At 64.0% G+C, this 25,514-nt stretch carries 26 protein-coding genes; 11 read left to right on the top strand and 15 right to left on the bottom strand.

Annotation, left to right across the window (positions count from 1 at the left end):
• Positions 1 to 103 precede the first annotated feature (103 nt).
• Entirely contained in the window at positions 104 to 391 is a 288-nt protein-coding gene (locus IVB07_RS14605) for an usg protein (protein WP_007611911.1), read from the bottom strand.
• A gap of 373 nt (positions 392 to 764) precedes the next feature.
• On the opposite strand from IVB07_RS14605, the gene IVB07_RS14600 reads away from it, so the two are divergent.
• Together IVB07_RS14600 and groL are read left to right on the top strand one after the other, a co-directional pair.
• On the top strand, positions 765 to 1,079 hold the full coding sequence (locus IVB07_RS14600) for a co-chaperone GroES (protein ID WP_007611913.1): 315 nt from the start codon (positions 765 to 767) through the stop codon (positions 1,077 to 1,079).
• A 44-nt stretch (positions 1,080 to 1,123) separates the two neighbouring features.
• The gene (gene groL, locus IVB07_RS14595) at positions 1,124 to 2,764 is read left to right on the top strand and encodes a chaperonin GroEL (protein ID WP_085351091.1); all 1,641 of its coding nucleotides are present in this window, start codon (positions 1,124 to 1,126) and stop codon (positions 2,762 to 2,764) included.
• 115 nt (positions 2,765 to 2,879) lie between these two features.
• Here groL and lepB read toward each other — a convergent pair whose 3' ends face one another.
• Entirely contained in the window at positions 2,880 to 3,626 is a 747-nt protein-coding gene (gene lepB, locus IVB07_RS14590; RefSeq protein WP_247767728.1) for a signal peptidase I, read from the bottom strand.
• Between the two features lie 109 nt (positions 3,627 to 3,735).
• Positions 3,736 to 4,569, bottom strand: coding sequence for a LysR family transcriptional regulator (locus tag IVB07_RS14585; RefSeq protein ID WP_018455621.1), 834 nt, complete (start codon positions 4,567 to 4,569; stop codon positions 3,736 to 3,738).
• A gap of 132 nt (positions 4,570 to 4,701) precedes the next feature.
• Between IVB07_RS14585 and IVB07_RS14580 the strand changes: the two genes are divergently transcribed.
• The 3 genes from IVB07_RS14580 (at position 4,702) to IVB07_RS14570 (ending at position 7,416) form a co-directional block, all read left to right on the top strand.
• Entirely contained in the window at positions 4,702 to 5,295 is a 594-nt protein-coding gene (locus tag IVB07_RS14580) for a cysteine hydrolase family protein (protein WP_018455620.1), read from the top strand.
• A 13-nt stretch (positions 5,296 to 5,308) separates the two neighbouring features.
• A complete protein-coding gene (locus IVB07_RS14575; RefSeq protein WP_247361932.1) occupies positions 5,309 to 5,947 on the top strand; it encodes a glutathione binding-like protein in 639 nt (212 codons plus the stop codon).
• 110 nt (positions 5,948 to 6,057) lie between these two features.
• The gene (locus IVB07_RS14570; protein ID WP_085361707.1) at positions 6,058 to 7,416 is read left to right on the top strand and encodes a caspase family protein; all 1,359 of its coding nucleotides are present in this window, start codon (positions 6,058 to 6,060) and stop codon (positions 7,414 to 7,416) included.
• Positions 7,417 to 7,434: 18 nt separating this feature from the next.
• On the opposite strand, the gene IVB07_RS14565 is transcribed toward IVB07_RS14570, so the two are convergent.
• The 7 genes from IVB07_RS14565 to IVB07_RS14535 all read right to left on the bottom strand — a co-directional run bounded on the left by IVB07_RS14565 (position 7,435) and on the right by IVB07_RS14535 (position 14,352).
• On the bottom strand, positions 7,435 to 8,871 hold the full coding sequence (locus tag IVB07_RS14565; RefSeq protein WP_247297326.1) for an NAD-dependent succinate-semialdehyde dehydrogenase: 1,437 nt from the start codon (positions 8,869 to 8,871) through the stop codon (positions 7,435 to 7,437).
• Positions 8,872 to 8,901: 30 nt separating this feature from the next.
• Complete coding sequence (locus IVB07_RS14560; protein WP_204511621.1) at positions 8,902 to 9,561, bottom strand: ATP-binding cassette domain-containing protein; 660 nt, start codon at positions 9,559 to 9,561, stop codon at positions 8,902 to 8,904.
• Positions 9,562 to 10,263, bottom strand: a complete 702-nt coding sequence (locus IVB07_RS14555; protein ID WP_247297324.1) for an ABC transporter ATP-binding protein — start codon at positions 10,261 to 10,263, stop codon at positions 9,562 to 9,564.
• The gene (locus IVB07_RS14550; protein WP_247297322.1) at positions 10,260 to 11,003 is read right to left on the bottom strand and encodes an ABC transporter ATP-binding protein; all 744 of its coding nucleotides are present in this window, start codon (positions 11,001 to 11,003) and stop codon (positions 10,260 to 10,262) included. Before IVB07_RS14550 ends, IVB07_RS14555 begins: the two co-directional genes overlap by 4 nt.
• Positions 11,000 to 12,043 (bottom strand): branched-chain amino acid ABC transporter permease, encoded by a 1,044-nt coding sequence (locus IVB07_RS14545; RefSeq protein ID WP_247361928.1) that lies wholly within the window; start codon positions 12,041 to 12,043, stop codon positions 11,000 to 11,002. The genes IVB07_RS14550 and IVB07_RS14545 overlap by 4 nt, the downstream gene beginning before the upstream one ends.
• Positions 12,044 to 12,048: 5 nt before the next feature.
• Positions 12,049 to 12,969: a branched-chain amino acid ABC transporter permease gene (locus IVB07_RS14540; RefSeq protein ID WP_085351081.1), complete on the bottom strand. Its 921-nt coding sequence runs from the start codon at positions 12,967 to 12,969 to the stop codon at positions 12,049 to 12,051.
• Positions 12,970 to 13,059: 90 nt separating this feature from the next.
• Positions 13,060 to 14,352 (bottom strand): ABC transporter substrate-binding protein, encoded by a 1,293-nt coding sequence (locus IVB07_RS14535; RefSeq protein ID WP_247361922.1) that lies wholly within the window; start codon positions 14,350 to 14,352, stop codon positions 13,060 to 13,062.
• A 135-nt stretch (positions 14,353 to 14,487) separates the two neighbouring features.
• On the opposite strand from IVB07_RS14535, the gene IVB07_RS14530 reads away from it, so the two are divergent.
• A complete protein-coding gene (locus IVB07_RS14530; protein ID WP_018455610.1) occupies positions 14,488 to 15,321 on the top strand; it encodes a MurR/RpiR family transcriptional regulator in 834 nt (277 codons plus the stop codon).
• 22 nt (positions 15,322 to 15,343) lie between these two features.
• Positions 15,344 to 16,168, top strand: a complete 825-nt coding sequence (locus IVB07_RS14525) for an SDR family NAD(P)-dependent oxidoreductase (RefSeq protein ID WP_018455609.1) — start codon at positions 15,344 to 15,346, stop codon at positions 16,166 to 16,168.
• Between the two features lie 73 nt (positions 16,169 to 16,241).
• Here IVB07_RS14525 and IVB07_RS14520 read toward each other — a convergent pair whose 3' ends face one another.
• Complete coding sequence (locus IVB07_RS14520) at positions 16,242 to 17,315, bottom strand: DUF2778 domain-containing protein (protein ID WP_018455608.1); 1,074 nt, start codon at positions 17,313 to 17,315, stop codon at positions 16,242 to 16,244.
• A gap of 646 nt (positions 17,316 to 17,961) precedes the next feature.
• On the opposite strand from IVB07_RS14520, the gene IVB07_RS14515 reads away from it, so the two are divergent.
• Positions 17,962 to 18,486 (top strand): FecR domain-containing protein, encoded by a 525-nt coding sequence (locus IVB07_RS14515; protein ID WP_026232987.1) that lies wholly within the window; start codon positions 17,962 to 17,964, stop codon positions 18,484 to 18,486.
• Positions 18,487 to 18,561: 75 nt separating this feature from the next.
• On the top strand, positions 18,562 to 20,451 hold the full coding sequence (locus IVB07_RS14510) for an adenylate/guanylate cyclase domain-containing protein (protein ID WP_247297313.1): 1,890 nt from the start codon (positions 18,562 to 18,564) through the stop codon (positions 20,449 to 20,451).
• Between the two features lie 25 nt (positions 20,452 to 20,476).
• Here IVB07_RS14510 and IVB07_RS14505 read toward each other — a convergent pair whose 3' ends face one another.
• The 4 genes from IVB07_RS14505 to IVB07_RS14490 all read right to left on the bottom strand — a co-directional run bounded on the left by IVB07_RS14505 (position 20,477) and on the right by IVB07_RS14490 (position 24,051).
• A complete protein-coding gene (locus tag IVB07_RS14505; RefSeq protein WP_204511628.1) occupies positions 20,477 to 21,979 on the bottom strand; it encodes a glycosyltransferase family 39 protein in 1,503 nt (500 codons plus the stop codon).
• Between the two features lie 6 nt (positions 21,980 to 21,985).
• Complete coding sequence (locus IVB07_RS14500; RefSeq protein WP_085351076.1) at positions 21,986 to 23,119, bottom strand: glycosyltransferase family 2 protein; 1,134 nt, start codon at positions 23,117 to 23,119, stop codon at positions 21,986 to 21,988.
• 258 nt (positions 23,120 to 23,377) lie between these two features.
• Positions 23,378 to 23,581, bottom strand: coding sequence for a hypothetical protein (locus IVB07_RS14495; RefSeq protein ID WP_085351075.1), 204 nt, complete (start codon positions 23,579 to 23,581; stop codon positions 23,378 to 23,380).
• A gap of 89 nt (positions 23,582 to 23,670) precedes the next feature.
• Entirely contained in the window at positions 23,671 to 24,051 is a 381-nt protein-coding gene (locus IVB07_RS14490) for a hypothetical protein (RefSeq protein WP_085351074.1), read from the bottom strand.
• Positions 24,052 to 24,166: 115 nt separating this feature from the next.
• On the opposite strand from IVB07_RS14490, the gene IVB07_RS14485 reads away from it, so the two are divergent.
• On the top strand, positions 24,167 to 24,988 hold the full coding sequence (locus IVB07_RS14485) for a DUF72 domain-containing protein (RefSeq protein ID WP_085385045.1): 822 nt from the start codon (positions 24,167 to 24,169) through the stop codon (positions 24,986 to 24,988).
• A gap of 22 nt (positions 24,989 to 25,010) precedes the next feature.
• Positions 25,011 to 25,472, top strand: coding sequence for a DUF488 domain-containing protein (locus IVB07_RS14480; RefSeq protein WP_018455600.1), 462 nt, complete (start codon positions 25,011 to 25,013; stop codon positions 25,470 to 25,472).
• Positions 25,473 to 25,514 lie beyond the last annotated feature (42 nt).

Here is a 25,514-nt window from a genome sequence, read left to right as displayed (position 1 = left end):
AAATCGCAGGGCGGGTTAGCGCTAACGTACCCACCACTTCTTTGCGCAAGCGTTGAAGCATGGGGGGTTACACTGACGCTAACCCACCCTACAGCTCCGCCCTTCAATGCAGCCGGAATACTCCGTCCACCGCGCGCAACTCGGCCGGCTTGATCAGCTTGGAATGCGCCACTGTCACCGAGTGAAGCGGTCCGTCGAGCTTTTCCTGCCAGAACGCCAGAAAATCCTTCAGCGCCGGAAATTTCGGAAACATGTCGTAGTCCTGCCAGACGTAAGTCTGGAGCAGCGAGGGATGATCCGGCATCCGGTAGAGAATCTGCGCCGTCGTCATTCCGTAACCCAGCAGCTGTTTCCGGAAATCGTCCGAAACGGCTCCACTCCGCAAGCCCATGCCAACCTCCTTTGCAGGAGCGCATTCAAGGAGTGGCTTTCCGGTGCGCCTTAAGAGCCACCCGCTGCTGATGCGCTCACATAAGAGAAATGTGACGCAAACTGACAATCCATCTCAAGCCCAAAAGTTTAACAAGCTGTTGAAATTCAATGCGTTAGCAGCAGATCTAGCTCCGTGCTAATACTGCGCCGAGCGCGATTAACGATGGAAAGAGATTTTGGCAGGCGGCGCCTCCGAGTGCTATTTTTCTGCTACAAGCCCTTGCTCCCGCCAAAATCCTGCCTTATCTCAGTTGTGCCTGCGCTGGCACTCGCCGGCGTAGACTGCTAACAACCCAAAATTCCCAAATCGTGCAAAAGCTTAGGAGAACTGCATGAATTTCCGTCCGCTTCACGACCGCGTCGTGGTCAAGCGCATCGACGCAGAAGAGAAGACCGCTGGCGGCATCATCATTCCCGACACGGCGAAGGAAAAGCCCTCGCAGGGCGAGATCGTCGCCGTCGGCCCGGGTGGCCGCGACGAAGCTGGCAAGCTGATCCCGATCGACCTGAAGGTCGGCGACCGCGTGCTGTTCGGTAAGTGGTCCGGCACCGAGGTCAAGATCGACAACGTCGACCTGCTGATCATGAAGGAAAGCGACATCATGGGCGTCCTCGACGTCCCCGCTTCCAAGAAGAAGGCGGCCTAAGAGCCCCTCTCTTATCCAGTTAAACACCTAAGGAAAAAATCCAGATGGCAGCTAAAGAAGTCAAATTCTCGGTCGATGCGCGCGACAAGATGCTTCGCGGCGTCGACATTCTCGCCAACGCGGTGAAGGTCACGCTCGGTCCGAAGGGCCGCAACGTCGTGCTCGACAAGTCGTTCGGCGCTCCCCGCATCACCAAGGACGGCGTCACCGTCGCCAAGGAGATCGAGCTCGAGGACAAGTTCGAGAACATGGGCGCGCAGATGGTGCGCGAAGTCGCCTCCAAGTCCGCTGACGCGGCCGGCGACGGCACCACCACCGCGACCGTGCTGGCCCAGGCGATCGTGCGCGAAGGCGCCAAGTCGGTTGCCGCCGGCATGAACCCGATGGATCTGAAGCGCGGTATCGATCTCGCGGTCGAAGCCGTCGTTGCGGACCTCGTCAAGAACTCCAAGAAGGTGACCTCGAACGACGAGATCGCCCAGGTCGGCACCATCTCGGCCAACGGCGACGCGGAGATCGGCAAGTTCCTCGCCGACGCCATGAAGAAGGTCGGCAACGAGGGTGTCATCACCGTCGAGGAAGCCAAGTCGCTCGAGACCGAGCTCGACGTCGTCGAGGGCATGCAGTTCGACCGCGGCTACATCTCGCCCTACTTCGTCACCAACGCCGACAAGATGCGCGTTGAGATGGACGACGCCTACATCCTCATCAACGAGAAGAAGCTCTCCTCGCTGAACGAGCTGCTGCCGCTGCTCGAGGCCGTGGTGCAGACCGGCAAGCCGCTGGTCATCGTCGCCGAGGACGTCGAAGGCGAAGCGCTTGCCACCCTAGTCGTGAACCGTCTCCGTGGCGGCCTGAAGGTCGCGGCCGTCAAGGCTCCGGGCTTCGGCGATCGCCGCAAGGCCATGCTGCAGGACATCGCGATCCTGACCGGTGGCCAGGCGATCTCGGAAGATCTCGGCATCAAACTCGAGAACGTCACGCTCAACATGCTCGGTCGCGCCAAGAAGGTGATGATCGACAAGGAGAACACCACGATCGTCAACGGCGCCGGCAAGAAGGCCGACATCGAAGCGCGCGTGTCGCAGATCAAGGCGCAGATCGAGGAAACCACCTCGGACTACGACCGTGAGAAGCTCCAGGAGCGTCTTGCCAAGCTCGCAGGCGGCGTCGCGGTGATCCGCGTCGGCGGCGCGACCGAGGTCGAGGTGAAGGAGCGCAAGGATCGCGTTGATGACGCGATGCATGCGACCCGCGCGGCGGTCGAGGAAGGCATCGTCCCGGGCGGCGGCGTCGCCCTGCTCCGTGCCTCCGAGCAGCTCAAGGGCCTGCGCACCAAGAACGACGACCAGAAGACCGGCGTCGAGATCGTGCGCAAGGCGCTCTCCGCGCCCGCTCGCCAGATCGCGATCAACGCCGGTGAAGATGGCTCCGTGATCGTCGGCAAGGTCCTTGAGAACAAGTCGTACGCCTACGGCTTCGACTCCCAGACCGGCGAATATGTCGACCTCGTCAAGAAGGGCATCATCGACCCGACCAAGGTGGTCCGTACCGCGATCCAGAACGCAGCCTCGGTTGCGGCGCTCTTGATCACCACGGAAGCCATGGTCGCCGAGTTGCCCAAGAAGGGCGGCTCCGGTCCGGCGATGCCCCCGGGCGGCGGCATGGGCGGCATGGATTTCTGATCCAGCCATTCCGGCAAACGACAAAATGCGAAACCCCGGCAGCGATGCCGGGGTTTTGTTTTTCTTCGGTGGTCCCATCCCGGAGCAGCGCGGAGCCCGGAATGACAGTGGGGCTTCACCACACCTTCCCCAGCCGCTCCATGTGCGGTTCGCCGTGCTGGTCGAGCGACCAGAATATCCGCGTCACCTTGCCGACCAGATTGTCCATCGGCACGAATCCGATCGACGACATCACGCGGCTGTCACTCGAGTTGTCGCGATTGTCGCCGAGCACGAAGAAATGGCCCGGCGGCACGGTGTAGACGTCGGTGTTGTCGTAGTAGCCGTTGTCGACACAGTCCTGCGTCACGTAGGACGCGCCGTTCGGCAGCGTCTCGCGCCAGCGCTTGGCCTTCGCACCGTCATCCACGCCGCAGGTGGAGCCGGCGAATGCCTGCTTCAGAGCGACGCGCGTCACCGGGCGGTCATTGAGGATGAGTTGGCCCTGCCGCATCTGGATGCGATCACTGGGCAGCCCGACCACGCGCTTGACATAGTCGACCGCGGTGTCCTTTGGCGTCCGGAACACGACGACGTCACCATACTCGGGATCGGTGGCCCGGAAACGCCCGGAGATCCACGACGGCGCGAAGGGAAACGAATAACGGCCATAGCCATAGGCATATTTTGCAGCAAAGACGTAGTCGCCGACGACCAGCGTCGGCGTCATCGAGCCGGAAGGGATGTTGAACGGCTGAAACAGGAAGATGCGAAACAGGAACGGCGGCGACCACAGCACCGGAATCAGGAGGATCAGGATGACGATCGCCTTCCATTCCCGCACTTTGGCCTGCGGGTGGATGGTTTCATGAAGAGTGGTCATGCGCCTGCCCTGATCAAGCCCGTAGTCGTCGCGAGATTACGCAACCCTCGCGCGTACGCAATCCCATAACTTGGTCGCGCCGCGCGCGGATCGCGTTCACGGGTCGCAATCAACCGCGCGCGAGATCGCTGAAGCAGCGGCGGATCCATTCGATGGTGAGCCGCGTCGCCGGATCGCGCTTGAGATGGTTCTGCACCAGCAGCCAGACGTCGCGGCGCCCAGGCAGCAGCGTGGCGCGCAGGCGGCGATCGCCGAGTAAGTCCGCGCAGACATGCTCCGGCAACACGCCGGCGGCCTGATGCGCGCGGATCAGGTTACGGATGACGCGAACGTTGTCGGTAACGCAGCGCGCGTGGGCTTGCTTCATACGCAGGAATTGCATCTCGGGAATGGCACCGAGTTCGTCCGGATAGGCGCACAGCACCGGCTCGCCTTCGGTCGTGACAGGCTCAAAATAATAGAGCTTGACGTCACCGAGCCTGGAGATCGCGAAGTCGCCCTTGTCGGGCTTGCGCAGCCGGATAGCGAGATCGGCTTCCCAGCGCGAGAACTTGACGTTCTCGCTCGAGGTGAGGAATTGCAGCGTCAGGCCGGAATTGGCGCGCAGGAAGTCGCTCGCGCGCGGCGACAGAACCTCCTCGGCAACCGTGTTGGTGGAGGCGATACGCAGGCGTCCCACCGGGCCTGCAAGACTCTCGCCGACGCGACCGATCTCGGCGGCATGTGCGGCCATCGCCTCGACATGCGCCAGCACCGCCTCGCAACTCCGCGTCGGCCGGCGCTGGCCGTCCACCGCATCGAACAGCGGCACGCCGAGATCGCGCTGGATGCGCGCGAGCCTGCGGCCGACGGTGGTCTCGTCGATGCGCAGCCGCGCGCTGGCGCCGGCATAGGTGCCCTCGTCCCTGACCGCGGCGATGATGCGCAGATCGTCCCAGTTCATGGCGATGAGCCTAGCAGGCACGACGGGCTCCTGCAAATTTGCAGCCATATGCTGCAATAGTCCTGCACATTGGCAGGCCGCCGCCGCGCTACTGTGGCGCCATCCGATATGCCTTAGGAAGGCCCGACCCGCATGACCGCCCCAAAAACCCTGCTTGAATTGTCCGGCGCCGATCTCACTCCGCCCAGGCTCGCCGATTCCTGCCTCGTGCTAATCGACATCCAGAACGAATATTGCGCCGGGCCGCTCGCCTTGCCGGACGCGGAGCCCGCAATCGCCGCCGCCGCGCGCCTGCTCGCCCGCGCGAGGGCGAGCGGCGCTGCGATCTTCCATATCGCGCACAAGGGACGTGCCGGCAGCCTGTTCGACCGCGAGGCCGCGCGCGGCGCGATCGTCAGGAACGTGGCGCCGCTCGCCAGCGAAGCCGTGATCGAAAAAGCGCTGCCGAACGCTTTTGCCGGCACCGACCTGCAAGTCCGGCTGGCCGCAACCGGACGCACGAACATCGTGCTGGCCGGTTTCATGACCCATATGTGCATCAGCTCGACCACCCGCGCCGCGCTCGACCTCGGCCTGCGCACGACGATCGCAGCCGATGCCTGCGCCACACGCGATCTTCCCGACGGCCGCGGCGGAGCGCTCTCCGCAAGGATCATCCACGAGGTCGCCCTGGCCGAATTGTCGGACCGGTTTGCGATCATCGCACAAACCGAGACGTTGACCTGAAGGAGCGTAGGCGATGCTGCAACTCTATTTCTCACCGATGGCCTGCTCGCTTGCGAGCCGCATCGCGCTGATGGAAGCGGGCATCGAGGCCCGCTATCATCCGGTCCATCTCCAGACCAAGCAGGTCGTGGACGACGGCAGCGATTTCCTCGGCGTTTCCCCAAAGGGCGCGGTGCCGGTCCTGGTGCTGGAGAATGGCGAACGGCTGACCGAAAGCGCCGCGGTGCTGCAATACATCGCCGACCTAAAGCCGCAGGCGGGCCTTGCACCCGCCTTCGGAAATCCCGACCGGTATCGGCTCCAGGAATGGCTCAGTTTCGTCGGGGCCGAGATCCACAAGGCGTTCCTGTTTCCAACCTTCTGGTACAAGGACGACGCCTCGCTCGCCAAGCCGCGTGCAAGAATAACGCAGACATTATCGATGCCTGCCGCGCATCTGACGGACCGCGAATTCCTCGTCGGCGACAGCTTCACCGTCGCGGATGCCCATCTCACCTGGGCTTTGCTGTTGCTCCGTCCCGCGGGAATCGACGTCGCGCAATGGCCATCGTTGTCGGCCTATCTCGCGCGCATGCAGGCGCGACCGGCCGTGCGGGACGCGATTGCGACCGAAATGGCCGTCCGCATGACGATGGCGGCGAGCCCGGCGTGACAGGATGTCACGGCCGGGAAATCTGAGCGGTGCTCCGGCAGGGCATTGATGTCGGCGCGGCATGCGCTAATCTGGAGGGATATTTTTCGACATTTCCTTGGAAGGCATTCATGCGTGCTCTTTCCAGATTTTGCCCGGCCGGACTTTGCCTTGCCCTCCTGGTCTGCTGGCTTTCCGTTGCGCCGGCATCGGCGGAAACCCGCGTCGCCCTGGTGATCGGCAATGGCGCCTATGCCAGTACGGCGCAGCTTCCCAACCCGTCGCACGATGCCGAAGACGTCGCCGCCTCGCTCAAGCGCAGCGGCTTCGAGGTGCTCCAGGGCATCGACCTGCGCCAAGCTGACATGCAGGACCTCACCATCCGCTTCGCGCGCGCCGCGAGCAAAGCCGACGTCGCCATGTTCTACTACAGCGGCCATGCGATGCAGTACAACGGCGTGAACTATCTGATGCCTGTCGATGCCGTGCTGAGCGACGAAGCCGACCTGAAGCGCTTCCTGCGGGTGGACGACATCGTGAACGACCTGCAGCAGGCCAAGAACCTGCGCATCCTCATCCTCGATTCCTGCCGCGACAATCCGCTGGCCGAAACCTTGAAACGCTCCGCCGGCATGACGCGCGGCGCCTCGATCGGGCGGGGCCTGTCGAAAGTCGAAGCACCGCGCGGCACGATCGTGTCGTTCTCAACCCAGTCCGGGCAGACGGCGGCCGATGGCAGCGGCCGCAACAGCCCCTATACGACGGCGTTCCTGAAGCACATCGAGGAGCCGCAGGAGATCGGCGAAGTCTTTCGCGACATCAGCAGCGACGTCTACGATTCCAGCGGCAAGACCCAACTCCCGGAGCTGTCGCTGTCGATCATCGGCAAGTTCTACCTGAACGGACCGGTGTCGGTCACGGTGGCGCCGGCGGCGCCACAAGCCGCGCCCCGGGCTGACCCTTGCGCAGCAGCAGAAGCACACTGGAAGGCTGCCGACGGCATCGGCACGCTGGGCGCTTTCGAGGATCACCTCGCGAGATTCCCGAATTGCATCTTCGCCACGCTCGCCAAAGCTCGGATCGAGGGGCTGAAGCAGAAGGTGGCGCTCGCGCCGTCAGGCAACGGCCGGAGCGGCGGAAGCAAGGATTTTGACGGCAGCTGGGACGTGACGTTGAACTGCTTGGCCACCGGCAAGGCGCAGGGCTTCACCAGACCTCTGGTCGCCACCGTCACGAACGGCGTGCTTCATGCCGAGGCGCAGGGTCCGGGCAACAACATCAACCGGCTCGAGATCGACGGCCAGATCCCGGCGGACGGCAAGACCACCTTGAGCGCGCGCGGCACGACGGGAGCGAGCGCGTACACGCTGAACAATCTCGCGCCCGGCTCGCCCTACGCCTTTACCGTCGATGCGCAGTTCGATCGCACCCGCGGCACCGGCAAGCGCAACGAGGCGCGGGCCTGCAATCTGGTTTTCGTCAAACGCTAGCTGCGCATCCCCGGCCGGTCACACGCCCGTCTGGCTGATGAACTTGGTGTTGAAATAACCCTCCATCGCCTCGGTGCCGCCCTCCGAGCCGTAGCCGGAATCCTTGATGCCGCCGAACGGCACTTCGGGCAGCGCCAGACCAAAACTGTTGATCGACATCATGCCGGCTTCGACGGCCGAACCGATCGCGGCCGCCGTCTTGGTCGAGCTTGTGAAGGCGTAGGACGCCAGCCCGAACGGCAAGCGGTTGGCCTCCTCGACAACTTCGTCGAAGGATGAGAAGCGCGAAATCAGCGCGAGCGGGCCGAACGGCTCCTCGTTCATGGCGCGCGCATCCTTCGGCACGTCGCTCACTACGGTCGGCTCGAAGAAATGGCCCTTGTTGCCGACGCGTTTACCGCCGGTCTCGAGCTTTGCACCCTTGCCGACGGCATCCTGCACCATGCCCTCAATGGCGGTGACGCGGCGCGGATTGGCGAGCGAGCCCATTTTGGAGTCGGGATCGAGGCCGTTGCCGACCTTGAACGACTTGGCGCTGTCGACAAATGTGTCGACGAATTCACGGAACACGTCATCCTGGACCAGCATCCGCGTCGGCGAGATGCAAACCTGCCCGGCATTGCGATATTTTGCCGCCGCCAGAATTTTCGCGGCCGATGCGACGTCGGCGTCCTTGAAAACGATCGCCGGCGCATGACCGCCGAGCTCCATGGTGGCACGCTTCATGTGCAGGCCCGCGAGCGCATTGAGCTGCTTGCCGACATGGGTCGAGCCCGTGAACGAGATCTTGCGGATCACCGGATGCGGAATGAGATATTCCGAGATCTCCGAGGGAATACCGTATACAAGGTTGATGACGCCATCGGGCACGCCAGCGTCCGCAAACGCGCGGATCAGCTGTGCGGGCGAGGCCGGCGTCTCCTCCGGGGCCTTGACGATGATCGAGCAGCCGGCGCCGAGTGCGGCGGAGAGCTTGCGCACGACCTGATTGATCGGAAAGTTCCAGGGCGTGAACGCCGCAACCGGGCCGACCGGCTCCTTGATCGCGAGCTGGTAGATGCCCGGCCCACGCGCAGGGATCAGGCGGCCATAGGCGCGTTTGGCTTCCTCCGCAAACCACTCGATCACGTCGGCGGCAGCCATCGCCTCCATCTTGGCCTCGCCAAGAGTCTTGCCCTGTTCCATCGTGAGCAGCGGCGCAATCTCGTCATTGCGCTCGCGCATGATCGCGGCCGCCTTGCGCATGATGCGGCAGCGCTCGAAGGGAGCAACGTTTCGCCAGATCTTGGACCCGGCGCTGGCTGCGGCGAGTGCCTCGTCGAGGTCGGACCGTCCGGCATGGGCGACCGTGCCGATCACCTCTTCAGTCGCGGGATTGCGGACCTCGATCACCTTGCCCGAATGGGCCGGTCGCCATTTGCCGCCAATGAAAAGCTGGGTGTTCGAATAGGCCAACGGATTCTCCTGTGGTCGCTTTTTTCTGCGTTAGGTCGGGATGGGAATAGCTCGGTGACAAATCGCGTCCGCCGCCTTTGTCATCTCCGGCCCCAGATAGGAGCGGAAGCGTGGCTCGGCGACCAGAGCGCCGAAATCGGCCATGCGTGTCACCCCACCGCCGGCCACAAAGAGGAATCGCCCGGCGATCTCGGCAAGGATGTCGAGGTGCCAGGCCGCCGTCGGATGCATGCAGAGAACGACCAGCCGCCCCTCGTCGCGCAGCTTGCGGAAGAAATCGAGCATGAAGCCGATATAGCCATCCTGCAGGTTGAACTGCGGTTCGTCGAACAGGTGAACCAGCGGCGTCCGGGTTGGCGACGGCGCCAGGAAGGCGGACGGAATGCGCTTCCGGAAGCGCCTAACCTGATAGGATTGGTGATAGTGGATCGCGAGCCGGTCGCGCTCGCGATATTTGACACCATGGATATCGGTGCCCGCGACCAGCACGCGCCCGGAGGTCGGGGCGTTCGAGCCCGTCATCATCTCGAACAAGGTCGTCTTGCCGGCGCCATTCGGGCCGACGACACCGACGATATCAGGTTCGTCCAGCGACAGGTTTGCCTGTAGCGTGAATGTCGGTCGGCGGATCACGCGGCCCCGTGTATAGACCTTTCGAACGTCGTCGAGAACGAGCAGCGGTGCGGCCACTTATTGTACTCCCAGCAAGCGCTGACGAAGCCCGCGGTCATCGCGCAAGGCCGCGGCCTCCCCGGTCCAGACGATCCGGCCGCGATCGATCACCGCGGCATGGTCTGCGACCGACAGCGCGATCTCGGCGTTCTGCTCCACGACCAGCGAGGCAATACCCTCATCCTTCATGCGCAGGATCGTCGCAAGCACGTCGCCGACGATTTTCGGCGCCAGTCCCTGGCTCGGCTCGTCGAACAGCACCAGTCCCGGCGAGCCGACCAGCGCGCGGGCGATCGCCACCATCTGCATTTCGCCGCCCGACAGGTTTTCGCAGTCGCGCTCCATGAGATATTCGAGCGGTGAGAAGATCGCAGCGGCCTCCTTGACGCTCCAGTGGCGAAAGCGCGTGCGCTTTTGCGCGATCGACAGGTTGCGCGCAACCGTCAATGTCGGACACAGCCGGCGGTCGTCGGGTACCCAGCCGATGCCGGCGCGCGCAATCTCGTGGGTCGGATCGCGCGTGACGTCGTGACCGTCGAAACAAACGGAGCCGCGGCGCGGACGCGTCAGCCCCAGAATCGAGCGGAGCATGGTCGTCTTGCCGGCGCCGTTAGGGCCGAGCAGCGCAAACACCTTGGCGTGCTCGATGGCAAGCGAGGCGCCGAACAGCGCCTGGGTCTCGCCGTAAAAGGTATCGACCGCGTCCACTTCGAGGATCATGCGAACTTCCCGAGATTGGAGCGCCGCACCCATTCGTTCTGCTGCAGTTCGTGTGGCGTTCCGCGCGCCACCACCTGGCCCCAATGGATGACCGAGATCCGGTCAGCCAACGAGAACAGGAACTCCATATCGTGCTCGATCGCGACGATGGTCAGCCGCCCCTTCAGGCGAGCAATCAGGGCTGCGAGCCGGTGCACCCCGTCGGAGCCGAGGCCGGAGGTCGGCTCGTCCAGGCACACCACCCGGGGCGCCTGCGCCAGGGCGACCGCGATCTCCAGCGCGCGCCGGTCGCCATAGGACAGGTCCTTGGCGCGGATGTCGCCTTTGTCGGCAAGCCCGACTGCCGCCAGCGATTCAGAGGCCTTCGCGGCAAGCCGGCTGTCGCCCGCCGCTGCGCGCGCGACATCGTGGCCACGGGCGCGAAACTCGGGCAAGCCCATCATGACGTTGTCACGCGCGGAGAATTCGTCGAACAGTGTCATGATCTGAAACGAGCGGGCGATGCCCTTGGCGGCGATGCGGTGCGGGCTGAGGCCCGTGACATCCTCGCCGGCGAGCAGGACTCGACCACGATTCGGTTTCACCCGGCCGGTGAGGACATTGAAGAACGTGGTTTTGCCGGCACCGTTCGGGCCCATCACACCGTGAAACTCGCCCTCCGCGACCGCGAGATCGACGCTCTCCAGCACGACGCGGTCGCCGAAGCGGACATGAACGGCCGCGGCTTCGATCATGTTCATCGCCCGCTCCCGAACAGCAGCCGCATCGCCGAGGTACCGCGCTGCCGTAAGGCGCCGAGTGAGTGCTGCTGCACGGCAGCGGATATCGCGCCGGCAATGCCTTCGGGGCGAAACAGCACGATGGCGATGAAGAGCAGACCAAAATAGAGCATCCAGGCATTGGTCAGCGCACCGATCACGTCTCGGGCGGTGAGGAAGAGAAATACGCCAATCACCGGACCCCAGAAGCTGACGAGGCCACCGCCGACGAGCGTCATCATCACGACGTAGCCGGATTGATGCAGGCTCATGACGTCGGGGAATGCGGCGAGCTGCGCCATGGCGAACAATCCGCCGGCAAACCCCGAGACGGCGGCCGACAGCGCAAAGATCGCGACTTTGTAGAGCCACACATTATAGCCGAGATGGCTCGCGCGAATTTCGCTCTGCCTGATCGCAGCGACCACGCGGCCATAGGGCGAGTGCACCAGCCTCCACAATGCGGCGGTGCCGACCGCAAAGACGGCGAGCACGAAATAGTAGAACGCGACATTGTCGTTGAGATCGAACGACACAAGCCCGAAATCGGCCGGCAACCGTTTGATCTTGAGAAGGCCGTCTTCGCCGCCGGTGATCCGGTGCGATTTTATCGCCAACGTCCAGAAGATCTGGCCGAAGGCAATCGTCATGAAGGCATAATAGATGCCGCGCCTGTGCGAGATGAACAGCGCCACCAGCACGCCGGCGAGACCTGCCGCCGCGGCCGCGGCAATCAGGCATATCCAGAGATTGGCGACGATGTCGAACTGACAGAGACCGAACGCGTAGGCGCCGATGCCGAAATAGGCACCATGACCGAACGACGGAAGTCCGGCGGTGCCCAGCACCAGGTTGAATGCGAGCGCATAGAGCGACCAGATCAGGATCTCGATCCCGAGATAGGGATAGAGCCCGATCCGCGTGATCCAGAGCGGCACCGTTGCAAGCACGAGCCAGAGCACCAGCATCGTCGGCGTCACGAGGCGCGCAGCGTCCGGTGAAGATTTTGGTCCCACAATCATTCCCTTTAGGCCTCGAGCACGCTTTTTTTGCCCCAGAGGCCGCGCGCGCGGAACGTCACGACGGCCACGAGCAAGATGTACATCGACAACAGCGACCATTCGGACGCGTAGGCGCCGGCAAGGCCGACACACAGTCCGACCAAAAGACCCGCCACGACCGCACCCCAAAAGCTGCCGACGCCCCCGAGCACGATCACCAGGAACGCAGGAATGACCGCATCGACGCCCATATGCGGGCGAATGCCCCAGATCGGCGCGACGATGATGCCCGCGATCGCGGCCAGCATCGTGCCGAACACGAAGACCAGCATCCGCAACCGCGACAGGTTGATGCCGAGCGCGCGAACGATCTCGCTGTCATGCGCGCCGGCCTTGACCGTCGCACCGAACGAGGTCTTTTCGATCAACAGCCAGACCAGGCCGATGACCCCGGCCGCGATGCCCGCTGCGTAGAAGCGATAGGTCGACCAGATCAGGTCGCCGAACAGGAAGCCGCCGTTGATGGCGGACGGCACCTGCAGCACGTAGTCGCGCGTGCCCCACACCAGGCGGATCATCTCTTCGATCACCATCGCGGCGCCGAAGGTCAGGAGCAGCCCGTAGAGCGGATCCTTGCCGTAAGTGCGCCGCATGCAGAGCTCGATCAGCATGCCGACCAGACTCACGATCACGGGAGCAATGATCAACGTCGCCGCATAGCGCCAGCCGAGCGGCAGCGCGAGCCACGCTTTCGCAAGTTCCATCGGCAATGGAGGGCGCGGCCCCGTGAGCTGCATGGCGACATAAGCCCCGAGCGCGAACAGGGAGCCGTGCGCGAGGTTGATCTGCTCCATCAGCCCGACGATGAGCATGAAGCCGAGTGCGATCAGCGCGAACAACAGGCCGAGCGTCAGGCCGTTGAGGAGATGCGGAAGAAGGTCGAACAAGGTTCTTGGCTCTCGCAACTGGCATGTGTCATCCGGGAGGCTGACGGTCCCGGAGGCGCGCCGCTCGTTCTGCGATGTGACGCACCGTCTCTAGGAGTCGACGGTCGGCACCTGCTCGTAGGGGGTGAGCTTGCACTTGCCGGGTGCCGCATCATCGGCGGCCGATTTCGGCTCCGTCCAGCTGATGATCTCGAACAGATCGGCATTGTCGACCGGCTTGGCGTTGCGCCGCGCCAGATAGATCGTCTGCTGCATCTGGTGCGTCATCGGATCCATGTAGGCGTCGAAATGCTGCATGCGATCGGTCGCCGAGACCTTCAGGTTCTCGAGCTCCTTGATGATCTTGACGTTGTTGGTCGACCCTGCCCGCTCGATCGCACGGAGCAGTTCGCGCGTGGACATGTAGCCGTTGTAGGAGACGTTGCCCGGCACCGGGATCGGGCCGTCCTTGTTGGCGGCCTGCCACTTCTTGACGAATTCGGCGACGCCGGGCAGCGGCAGCTTGTGATACCAAGTGGTGCCGAACACGCCGAACAGGCTGTCAGGCGCACCCCATACGTCGGGCCAGTCCTGCTGGTTGTTGATCCAGGCCGGCTTGCCGTCGAGCTTGAGCTGCGCCACCTGCTCGCGCAATGCCTTGATATCGTCGCCGCCAACGGCGGTCGCCACAACATCGGGCTTGGCCTGCTGGATCTTCAGCAGATAGGCAGTAAAGTCGCGCGTGTTCTGCGGCACCAGCAGATTGTCGAGGATCTTGCCACCGGCGCTCTCGACCTGCGTCCTGGTCGCGGCAGACGTCGTGTGACCCCAGACATAGTCGTTGGTCAGCAGCATCCAGTTCTTGCCGATGGAGTCCACCGCGTTCTTGACCGACGCCTTGGAAAAATTGGTGCCGTTGCCGTCCCATACGAATTTCACGCGCGAGCAGTTCTCCCCGGCTTCGCTGGGCGCGGAGGAATTGGTGTTCATGTAGATCACACCATATTTGCTGGCGACCTGTGTGATGGCGTTGGCGACGCCCGAATGCAGCGCGCCGATCAGGATGGTGCAGTCCTCGCGAGTGATGAAACGTTCCGCGACGCGGCTGCCCGTAGCTGGCGTCGTCTCGGTGTCCGCCGTGATGAAAGTGACCTGGCGCCCAAGTACGCCACCTTTGGCGTTGATCTCGTCGATCGCCATCTTGATGCCGCGGAAATCATCCTGGCCGCTGTTGCCGTATTGACCGCTGGCATCGCACGTCAGGCCCAGCTTGATCGGTTTCGCGCCTTGCGCCCAGGCATGATTCTGCCTCCACGGCCCAAAGAAGCTGCCGGCGCCGCCGATGACGCTCGCCATCAAGCTGCCCTTCAGAACGCTTCGCCGTGAGATCTGACGCCCTCTCATCGTGTCCTCCCGTTTCCGAAGTCTTTTGCTTCTTGTGGGATTAGAATATTCATTCCATATATTATGTAAAGTAGAATATTTGATCCAAATGGTGAAATGCCGTTAAACAGGCGACCGATCCGGAGATCCGACTCGATGAACAAGGCGGCTGGCGCCATGACTTATGACGAACTGCGCGGCGCGATTGCGCAGCGGCACCGGGCACTGTCCGGCCGGCTGCAGCAGATCGCGGAGTTCGTGCTCGATCACCCGACCGATGTCGCACTCGGCACCGTGGCCGAGGTGGCGCAGCGCTCAGGGGTGCCGCCGTCGGCGATCGTTCGCTTCGCGCATGCGCTCGGGTTCGGCGGCTTCACCGAGATGCAGCAGGTGTTCCGCTCCCGTCTCGTCGCCGGCGTCGCGCCAAGCTACAAGGCGCGCCTCGCCCGCATGAAGAGCCAGGAGAAGTCAGTGCTCGGCCGCCAGCCGGCCGCGGTCTTGTCGCGTTTCGTGTCCGAAGCGCAATCATCGCTGGTCACGCTCAGCCAATCCGTCCATGCGCGCGAACTCGACGCCGCAACCGCGATCCTTGCCAAGGCACGTGACATCTATCTGCTCGGCCTGGGCGGCTCGTTCCCGGTTGCGATCCACCTCGCGTACGTGCTGCGCAAGCTCGGACGGCGCGTCGTCCTGCTCGACGGCCTTGGCGGCAGCATCCACGAGCAGTCGCACGCGGCGACATCAGACGACGCGCTGGTCGCGATCAGCTTCCGAAATTACTATCCGGATACGGCGCGCTTGTTTCCCGAACTCGTCGCGCGGGGCGTGCCCACGATTTCCATCACCGACAGCCTTTTGAGCCCGATCGTCGAGGGCGCGAGCGTCGTGTTCGAGATCCAGGACATGCCTGAGCCCGCGCTGCGTACGCTTGTCGCACCGATGTGCCTCGTGCAGGCGTTGGCGATCGGCCTCGACCTCGCCGCAGACTGACATTCACAACAGGAACAAGATCATGACATCGCATGACACCAACAAGCTTCTGGCAGGCAAAGTTGCACTGGTGACCGGCGCGGGACGCGGGCTCGGCCGCGCTTTTGCAGAGAAGCTTGCCGCGCTCGGCGCTGACGTCGCTATCCACGGCATGCGCGAGAACGGGCCGGCCGAGTATGGCGAGGGCACCACCCTCACCGCGGTCGCCGTCGAGATCGGCCGCGAATTCGGCGTTCGCAGCCAGCGCGTGCTCGGCGATCTCACCAAGGGCGAGGACATCGCACGCGTCATCGCGGAGACCGAAGCGGCACTCGGCCCGATCGACATTCTCGTGCACAATGCCGGGGGCGATATCGCGGCCGGCGGCGGCAAGCCCGATCCGAACGATGCGGTGAATATCAAGGAGGCCGACGTGCGCGCGGTGCTGGAGCGCAATCTGCTCTCCACCATCCTGACATGCCAGGCGGTCGCGCGCGGCATGATGGAGCGCCGACGCGGCCGCATCGTGACGCTTGGCTCCGTCGCCGCTTTCAAGGGACGTACCCAAGGCTCGATCTATGCGGTCTCGAAGGCCGGCGTGACCCATTACACGCGATGCCTGGCCGACCAGCTCCGCCCCTACGACGTCGCCGTCAACTGCATCGCGCCCGGAGATACCCGCACCGGCCGCTTCCTCGGAACGCGTGCAGTCGACCCCGACAGAATGGTCGAGACCGGCACGCTCGACCGGATCGCAACCGTCGACGAGGTCGCGCGCGTTGTCGAATTCTTCGCAGGGCCCATGGGCGCCTTCGTTTCCGGTCAGGTGCTGCGGATCGACGGCGGCGGGCAGTGCTGGCCGGGCTAAAACGCACGCGCGAAGCGAAACAGAAAAGGGCCGCTGCAAGCGGCCCTTTTGCGTGATCTCGAATTGACTGAGCCTAGTCCACGCGCGCCAGCACCGCGAGCTTGCGGATGCCCTTGTTGCGGTAGGCGTCGAGGAACGCGTAATAATCCTTGAACGACACGCAGCCGTTGGAATCGCCGTTGGGCCCGAGCATGAAGGTATGCGCGAGCAGGCCGTCGCGGCCGTAGATCGCGCTCTCACCGCCAATCGGGGTCAGGCGCAGCGCAGGCACGCCGTGAAACAGCGCCTCGCGCGGTTTCAGCGTGTAGATATGCGGCGGCGTCACACCGCGCATGCGGACGCGCGAGGAGCGCGGGTCGTCGAGGTTGGAACCGAGGCCGGAATGCGCCTCGAGCTTGGTGCCGTCGGGCAAGTAAACCGTTTTAGCGGAGATGTCGTAGACCGCGGTGTCACGCTCATAGGGCGCCGAACCGCCGAGCATGGGGTTCTGCTCCCTCGGCGCGATGGAGGCGGTCACGCTGGCGTCGGCCGAGGCATAGGCGAGCAGCCCACCGGACGGCTCGCGCTTGCCCCAGAGCTTTTCCACCATCGACTGGCGCGGTCCGGTAATCGACATCACCGCAGCCTTGGCGCGATCGGCAATCGATTTTGGCTTCGCCTCAGGCGCCGGCACGATCTCGGCCGGATCTGCCGAGGCAAGCTGCAGCGGCGCGTCAGCGCCGCGCTTGGACTTCGCAGCGTCAGCGATCTTGGCGGGACCTGGCTTCAGGACTTCCGCGACCCTCGCGATCACGCTCGGCTTCGGCGCGTCCTTGGCTTCGGCGACCTTGGTTGCGGGCGCGGCGCTGGCCGCATTCGATGTCACGCCTTGGGTCGCAGCCGCGGCAAAGCGATCGTTGAACATCTCGCGCGAGATCGGCGCTGCCACCTGCAAGCGGTCGGGCAAGAGCGCAAAGGCGTCCTTGACGGCCTCACCGGCCTCGCGCAGCGCGACCCTGGGCGCCCGCTTGATCACGGGCTCGTCGTAGCCGCTGCTGCCGACGGTCGGATAGACGCTGGCGGCAAAGATGTTGCTGTAGATGGTCCAGCCGGCGCCAAGCACGACGCAGCCGATCACGGCGGCGCCAAGCACGTTTTGGGTGGTCATTTTCCGGGAAGGCTTCCGATAGGAATTGCTCGAGAATCCTTTGGACTTTCGTGCCGCGATGCCTTGCGCAGCGATACTCGTACTCATTCGCCTTGCGTCCAGAACGGTGTCACTCGGTCCCCCTTCGAAGCGCCGCTGGTCACGATCCGGGAACAGCATCTCGCAGAGGGTCGGAGCGTCATTAAGGCCACTTTTAGTTAAATGCGGATTAAGTTCGGGCGGATGTGAGGCAACCCGTTCGGGTGTCCCATTTCGAGAAAAAAGACCGCAGAACTACGGACTTAAGGGCGTCTGTTAACTATAATTCTCGGCGGGATTGGCGTTGCCGGCGACCGTCTCCGGCCGCATCTCTAAGGCCATCCAACCAAGTCGTTTTCGTGGTGTTCAATACCCGGAAGATAGCGGGCAAGCGTTGCGCGAGGCTGGTGCGCAAGCACCCTCTGCTCCGCAGCCGCAGCGCGGTTGTCAGCAGCTACACCGCGCACGCGAGCAGGTGCCCTGACCGAAAGTTGATCGCACCGCACTGGAAAAGGCCGCAGCGAGAAAATAGCTACGGCAACCGGCACTTTTCAGCAGCCTCTGCGTGTGATACGGTACCGTATCAAGATCGCCTTGAACTGTGCCGAGCACGCAAACGGAGGCTGGCATGAGAGAGTTCGTGCGCGCAGGGTTTTTCGCTCTGGCGGGGTCGTTTCTGTTGATCGGACACGCGATTGCCCAGCCTGCCGCCAATGTGGGCTGCACGGCGACGCCATCTGCTGCCGGTACGCAGACCTGGCGCTGCGACAACGGCATCACGATCGTTGCCGAAAGCGGTGCCAGATTTGAACTTAAGGACGCTAACCGCGACGGACATATAGACTCGGTGGAGTTGAGCAGCAAAGCGCTGCTGGTCGAGGTGCCCAAGAAGCCCGGCGGCAATCCCTTCAAGGTGCTGACGCCGCAGGCGATCGCCGCGGTGCGCGGCACGAAATGGGCGGTCGATGTCGCAGAGGCCAAGACCTCCGTCTTCGTGGCTGACGGCCGTGTCGGCGTGAGCCGAAGGAATGGTGGGCGCAGCGTGGTATTAGACCGTGGCCAAGGCGTCGACGTGGAAGCCACAGGCCCGTTGACGGTCAAGACATGGGGCCAGCCGCGCGTCGACGCGTTGATGGCAAGACTTGGTCAGTAAGACTTGGCCAATGGTTCGGGTCACCTGGGCGCGGCGAACAGCATTTGGACGATAGAGAAATTGCAACACGACCACATGAGTAGCCGACGCGTTCAGATCCTGGTGGCACTCGTCCTCACCGCACTGTGGGGCGCGGGCATCTATGCCGGTCACGCCAACGGTCATCTGCGGTTTCTCGATCGCCTCGAGGCGACGCTGACGGATTGGCGGACGCAGGTCCGCGGCGTGCGGGTTCCGCCCGATCTCGTCACCATCGTCGCGATCGACGACACCGTCGTGAAGCGCGGCGGCAGCTATCCGCTGCCGCGCGCCGATCTCGCCCGCGTCGTCGACACCATCGTGCAGTTCAAGCCGAAGGTCGTCGCGATCGACCTGCTGCTGGTCGATCGCAGCGCTGCGATCGGCGACGCTACGCTGGCAAATACGCTGGCTACGGGTCCCATCGTCCTTGCCGCCGCAGCGATCTTCCCGTCCGCCAGCGAGACCGTGGAGACCAGCGGCCAAGGCCCCCTCGCCGCGCTGCCGCAGGCCGAGCGCTTCCTGCTGCCCTTGCCGGCGTTCGCCGATCATGCCGAGGTCGGCGTCGTCAATGTTGCGACCGGACAATCGGGCTCGCCGCTCTCGGTGCCGATGCTGTTCCGGACGAGCGACAAGGTCGAGCTGTCCTTTCCGTTGCGGGTCGCGGCGCGCGCGCTCGACAAGTCGCTGACGATCGCGCCGGACCATCTGATGCTCGGCGACCGCGCGGTGCCCACCGATGCCGACTTCGCGCTACCGATCACCTATTACGGCCCGCGCCGGACCATCCGCACCGTCAGCGCACAGAGCATCTTCGACGGCACGTTAAGTCGCGCGGCGATCGAGAACCGGATCGTCGTGATCGGGGCCTCGGTCGCCGGCGGCGGTGATTTTTACCCAACACCGTTCGATTCTCTAATGCCCGGCGTCGAAGTGGTCTCCACCGCGATCACCCATCTCGTCGCCGGGGACAGCATCGTGCGCGACCGCAAGGTCCACATCGCCGACGCGCTCATCGCGATCCTGCTGCCGGTGCTGCTGGTGGGCCTGCTCGCCTGGCGGCGCAGCGCGCTCGGCATCGTCGCCGCGGCCGCGGTGATGATCGCCTGGGCCGGGTTCAATCTGTTTGCGTTCACGCATGGCGTCTGGTTGAACGCCGCGAGCACGCTCGCCGCGGCAGTGCCGCCGGTTGCGGTCTTTGCCGGCGTGCAATTGTGGGCGGGAGGCCGCCGCACGCAATATTTTGCCGCCAAGAGCCGGTCGCTCGCGCAATTCCAGGCGCCGGCCGTGCAGGAGTGGCTGGCGCGGGATCCGAATTTCCTGTCAACACCCGTCCGGCAGGACGCAGCAATGGTCTTCATCGATCTCTCCGGCTTCACGGCGCTGAGCGAGCGGATCGATCCGGGTGAACTCCAGGACATTCTGAAGGCGTTTCACGCGCTGATCGAGAAGACCGCGGTCGATTGCGGCGGCATGATCAGCGGCTTTCTCGGTGACGGCGCCATGATCCTGTTCGGCCTGCCCGGCGCGATGCCCGACGACGCCGCACGCGCGCTGAAATGCGCGATCGACCTGCACCGCGGCGTCGAGCGCTGGATCGCGTGGTTGCCGCCAGCGATCAGGGATCAGCTCGGCTTCAAGATCGGCGCGCATTTCGGCCCGATCGTCGCCTCCCGCCTCGGCGAAAGCCATCAGCACATCACGGCGACGGGCGACACCGTCAACGTCGCGAGCCGGTTGATGGAGGTCGCTGCTAAAAACGGCGCGCGTCTCGCGCTCAGCGATACGCTGCTGGATGCGGCCGATTTCCAGGGCGCTCCCCACGGCGTTCTGTCGGGCCCCCTGCTCACGCAGGTCCGCGGCCGCTCCGGCGTCGTGAGCGTCTGGTTCTGGCGCGACCAGGACAGGCCGAACCAGGCCTCGACCAAGGCCGAGATGATCAACTGAACTTTCGTCGTCGTTCCGAGGAGAGCTACCGCGCTTCCGGCGGCGGCGAGCGGTCCAGCACGTCGCCCTTGGCGCCTTCGAGCAGATCGATGCTGTAAGTCTCGATCACGAGCGGGCCGCGCTTGCGCTGCAATTGCGCGACCTGCGTCACCTTGGCAAAGAGATCGTGGACGGCGGGATGGCCGTCAGAGCGCAGCTCGTCGACATAGATCAGTTTGCCCGCAAGCAGCTTTGGATCCGGCTCGGGCATGTTGGCCCAGCGGATGCGCTGGTTTTGCTGCGCCACGCAGCTGCCGCGCGGCAGATAGAAGGCGAGCCAGCCCGTCGTGCCGTAGTCCGGGGCAAGCACGCAGGTCGCGCCATTGCGAGCTCGCACCGCTTCGATTTCGGCAGCGAGCTCGCGCCAGCCGACGCCGACGCTACGCACGGTCGCATCGCGGCGATAGCCGGACAGCCAGCCGGTATTGGCCTGCACGATCAGCGCGGCAAACATCACGATGCCGGTGGGTGCGGCCCAGCGCAGGCAGAAATCCACCAGGCGACGCTGCCGCGGCTTCCACTGCACCAGATTGGCGGCGGCGGCCGCCGCGATGACGAAAGGCGGATAGACCGGCGCGAACCAGTTGGCCTCGACGCGGGCATGCAGCGAATGCCAGACGAAATAGGCGACGATGGTCCAGAACATCGTCTCGATCAGCACGCGCGAGGCGAGTGCGCCGGCCCGGCGCCAGGTCAGCGCGTGCAGCCCCATCGCGCCGAGGATGAACACCAGCGGGGTTGCGAACGCGATCTGCGTCGGAATCAGCTCGGCGATGAAGACCGGACGAAAATCCTCGATCCTGGCGCGCCCGAGCTGCTTTGCGAACGAGACCCATTGATGATCGGCATTCCAGAGGATCACCGGCGAGAACAACGCGAGCGCAACGAAACCGCCCAGATACGGCCAGGGCGAGAGAAACCAGTGCCGCAGTTTCGGCACGGCAGCGATCCAGATCAGGATCGCCAGCCCGAAGAACATCGCGGTGTATTTGGACAGGAGCGCCGCACCGACGGCTGCGCCGACCGCGAGCCACCAGATGCCGCGGCCGCTCTCCAGCACCTTGGCGAGAAAGAACAGCACGAAGCTGGAGGCAACCAGAAGCGGCGCATCGGGCGTGACAATCAGCGTGCCGACCGAGGCCAGCAGCGTTACATTGAGCAGGATGGCGCTGGTCGCGGCCACCCGCGCGCCGCCGATCAGGATCGCGGCGGAGCGATAGACCGCATAGCTCATCGGCAGCGCGAGCAGGATCGAGACCACGCGAACGCCGAGTTCGGTGTCGCCCGCGATCAGGGTACCGGCGCGGATGACGTAGGCAACCATCGGCGGGTGGTCGTAATATCCCCCAGCGAGGTTCTGCGACCACATCCAGTAATAGGCTTCGTCGAAGGTGATCGGCGTGACGGCGGCTGCGACGAGCCGCAAGCCGACCAGCGCAAGGATCACCAGCGCGGTATTGCGGACGATCCGCGCATCAGCCCCGCCCATCGTGAGCTATTTCTTGCGCCAGACGAACAGTCCGGACATCGCGTAGTTCCACACCACGCCCATCAGCGCCCCGGCCGCACCCGCAAGCCACCAGATCGGCTCCTGGTCGTAGACCGAGAAGGCGACGCCGACATTGGCCAGCAGGCCGACGCTGCACACGATGTAGAACGCGATCAGGCCGCGCAGCAGCGCAAAGCCCTTCAGCCGCTGGTCGCGATAGGTGAGGAAGTTGTTGAGAACGAAATTGCTGGTCATCGCGACGATGGCGCCGGAGGCCTGCGCTTCCGCGAACGGCTCCTTGAACAGCTCGAGCGATATGAACAGGGTGGTGAGATGCACCACGAGGCCGATCCCGCCGACCATCGCGAACAGCAGGAAACGTAACGAGACAGCATCGTTGGTGAACTTCGCCAGAACGAGGCCGAGAAAATCCAGCGCGACCATGGAATCGAGCTTGCTTTCGCCGTGCTGGCGCTCGCCGAACGTGTAGGGAATTTCGATGGCGCGCAAGGTGCCGTTAGCGCTTGCGACGAGGTCGAGCAGGATCTTGAAGCCGTGCACGGAAAGTTTCGGCGCCAGCTGCTCGAAGCGGTCGCGGCGAACCATGAAGAAGCCGCTCATGGGATCGGCGATCTCGACCCGCAGCGCTTTCCTGGCGAGTTCCGTTGCCAGCGCGCTGGCGCCGGCGCGCTGCTTGTTGAAGCCTTCGCTCTTGTAGCCCTCGATGTAGCGGCTGCCGACCACGAGCTCGGCCTGCCCGCTCGCGAGCAGCGACAGCATCTTCGGCAGTTGCGTCTCGTCGTGCTGGAGGTCGGCGTCGATCACGGCCGCATAGGGCGCGCTGGAGGCTAGGATGCCCTCGATGCAGGCCCCCGACAGGCCGCGGCGGCCGATACGGCGGACACAGCGCACGCGGCTATCGCGCTGGGCCAGCGCGCGCACGACGTCCCAGGTGCCATCAGGCGAATTATCGTCGACGAACACGACCTCCCAGGCGATGCCGGCCAGCACGGCCTCCAGCCGCCGGTACAGCACCGTGACATTGTCGCGTTCGTTGAAGGTCGGGACGACGACCGACAATTCGGGCGCCGGCGAAGCCTTCTGTGGGATGTCGGAGCCCGGTCTGATCGCTTCATTCATGACGGCAGCGTATATCCGCCGCGTCCTGTGCTGCCAAGAACTTGCGCCAGCAAGCCAGGGTTTCTCTGGGGGGCGGCCCCAAAAGGGGCCCAAAATGCCAACGACCCCGGAACGGCGGGCCGCGCGTACATCCGGCGCAGCCTGTGCTATTCCAAGGTCGTTCCAGCGCCGGAGTTTTTCGCTCAACGTCGCCGTTAGAAGCTAAATGGGAACGGTAACGCCGCTTTACAAGGGGCGGAAGAGGCCTTTTTCACGCGCTTACTGGTTCGGGACTTCCTTGATCACCGGCCCTCGCGGCACGGGCGCGGCAGGGGCCGCCGGCGCCGCAGCCCCGGCCGGCTCGGCCTTCGCAGGTTTGGGCGGCTTGCCGTACTGGCCGATCGGCCCAAAGACGACGGCCATCGCAAGCACGATCGCCGCGACGATCGCGCCCAAAATGCCCCCCACCGACTCAGACGACATGGAAACCCATCCCTGTTCCAGATGCGCCCAGTGATACCATGGATGAGCGCGCTGCCGGAAGGGCTTGTCGGACGCACCGGTTCAATGGGCTATTTCTGCGGCGGCTTGTGCTTGACGAAGGCCGTCACGATGTCCTTCTGCGCCGCCTCCACCGCCCTGTTCGCGGTCGCGAGATGGGCGCCGGCATCAATATCCGGATATTGCGTGGTGAGATAATCGAGCAGTGCCACCCGGTAGTATTGTCGCTCCGACGGACAGGCTCCGGCGACGGAGCGGCCAAAATCCTGTTCCGACAGGCCCTGATTGCCGACGCGCGAATATTCCCGCGCCAGGCAATGCCAATAATCGTCGCGGCCCTGCGTGGCGAGCTTCTGCGCACCCTTGGCATCGTCATCGTCGGCCATAACTGAAGATATCATGGCAGCAGATGTCATCATGACGAGCGCCGCTCCCACCATCAGCATCCGCATCTTGTTCTCCTTTTTTCGCAGATCCTATCGCGAGCTTAGACGGGACGTCGCAACTGGCCAATCACAACTGGTTTGATTAGGATGGAGGCCCTCCTCCCGCATCCGAGATCCTCCCGTGGCCAAAGCAAAAACCGCGTCCAAAAAATCCGGCAACATCTTCATCGGCATCGGCGGCTGGACCTTCGAGCCATGGCGCGGGGTGTTCTATCCGGAGAAGCTCACGCAAGCCAAGGAGCTGTCCTACGCCGCCTCGAAGCTGACCTCGATCGAGATCAACGGGACTTATTACGGCTCGCAGAAACCGGAGAGCTTTCGCAAATGGGCGAGCGAGGTGCCTGATGGTTTCGTGTTCTCGGTGAAGGGGCCGCGCTTCGCCACCAACCGGCGCGTGCTGGCCGAGGCCGGGGATTCCATCAAGCGTTTCTATGATTCCGGCGTGCTGGAACTCGGCGATCATCTTGGGCCGGTGCTGTGGCAGTTTGCGCCGACCAAAAAATTCGACGGCGCCGATTTCGGAAAATTCCTCGAGCTGTTGCCGCGCAAGCTCGAGGGACGCGCGCTGCGCCACGTCGTCGAGGTCCGTCACGACAGTTTCTGCACGTCGGATTTCGTCGCGCTGATCCGCGAATTCGAGACGCCCGTCGTGTTCGCCGAGCACGGCAAATATCCGGCGATCGCCGACGTCGCCGGCGATTTCGTCTATGCGCGACTGCAGAAGGGCAATGACGAGATCAAGACCTGCTATCCGCCGAAGCAGCTCGATGCCTGGGCCAAGCGCTTTCAGGACTGGGCCGAGGGAAGCGAACCCGACGACCTGCCGAAGGTCGACAAGGCCAAGCCGAAGAAGGAGCCGCGCGACGTGTTCGCCTATGTCATCCACGAGGGCAAGGTGCGCGCGCCAGCCGGCGCGATGGAACTGATCGCACGGGTGAGCTGAGGTATTTCGCTAAAGGTGTCTCATGGCAAAGGCAAAAAAGCTCTTCACCATCGGCTATGAGCAGACGCCGCCGAAGGCAGTGCTCGACGAGCTGGAGCAATCCGGCGTCAAGCTCGTCGTCGACGTGCGCGCGGTGACGTCATCGCGCCGGCCCGGCTTTTCCAAGAGGCAGCTCGCCGCAGGCCTCGATGAACGCGGCATCGCCTATGTCCATCTGGCAGCGCTCGGCACGCCCAAGGAAGGCCGCCTCGCCGCCCGCAGCGGGCAATACGATGTACTGGAGAAGGTTTTCTCAAAGCACCTGAAGACGCCGGAGGCCAGGGAGCAGATGGACGAGCTCTCGGCGCTGGTGAAGAAAGCCGGTCCCGTCTGCCTGCTTTGCTACGAGCGCGACCACACCCATTGCCACCGCCAGATGATCGCGGAGATCATCGAGGAGCGCGATGGGGTAACGGTGAAGAATTTGGCGGGACGGCAGGCCTGAACGACTCTCTCCGTCATGGCCGGGCCTGTCCCGGCCATCCAC

It is taken from the genome of Bradyrhizobium sp. 172 (genome assembly GCF_023101065.1).
GTDB classification, from domain to species: domain Bacteria; phylum Pseudomonadota; class Alphaproteobacteria; order Rhizobiales; family Xanthobacteraceae; genus Bradyrhizobium; species Bradyrhizobium canariense_D.
This window is presented reverse-complemented; position numbering and strand designations above follow the sequence as displayed.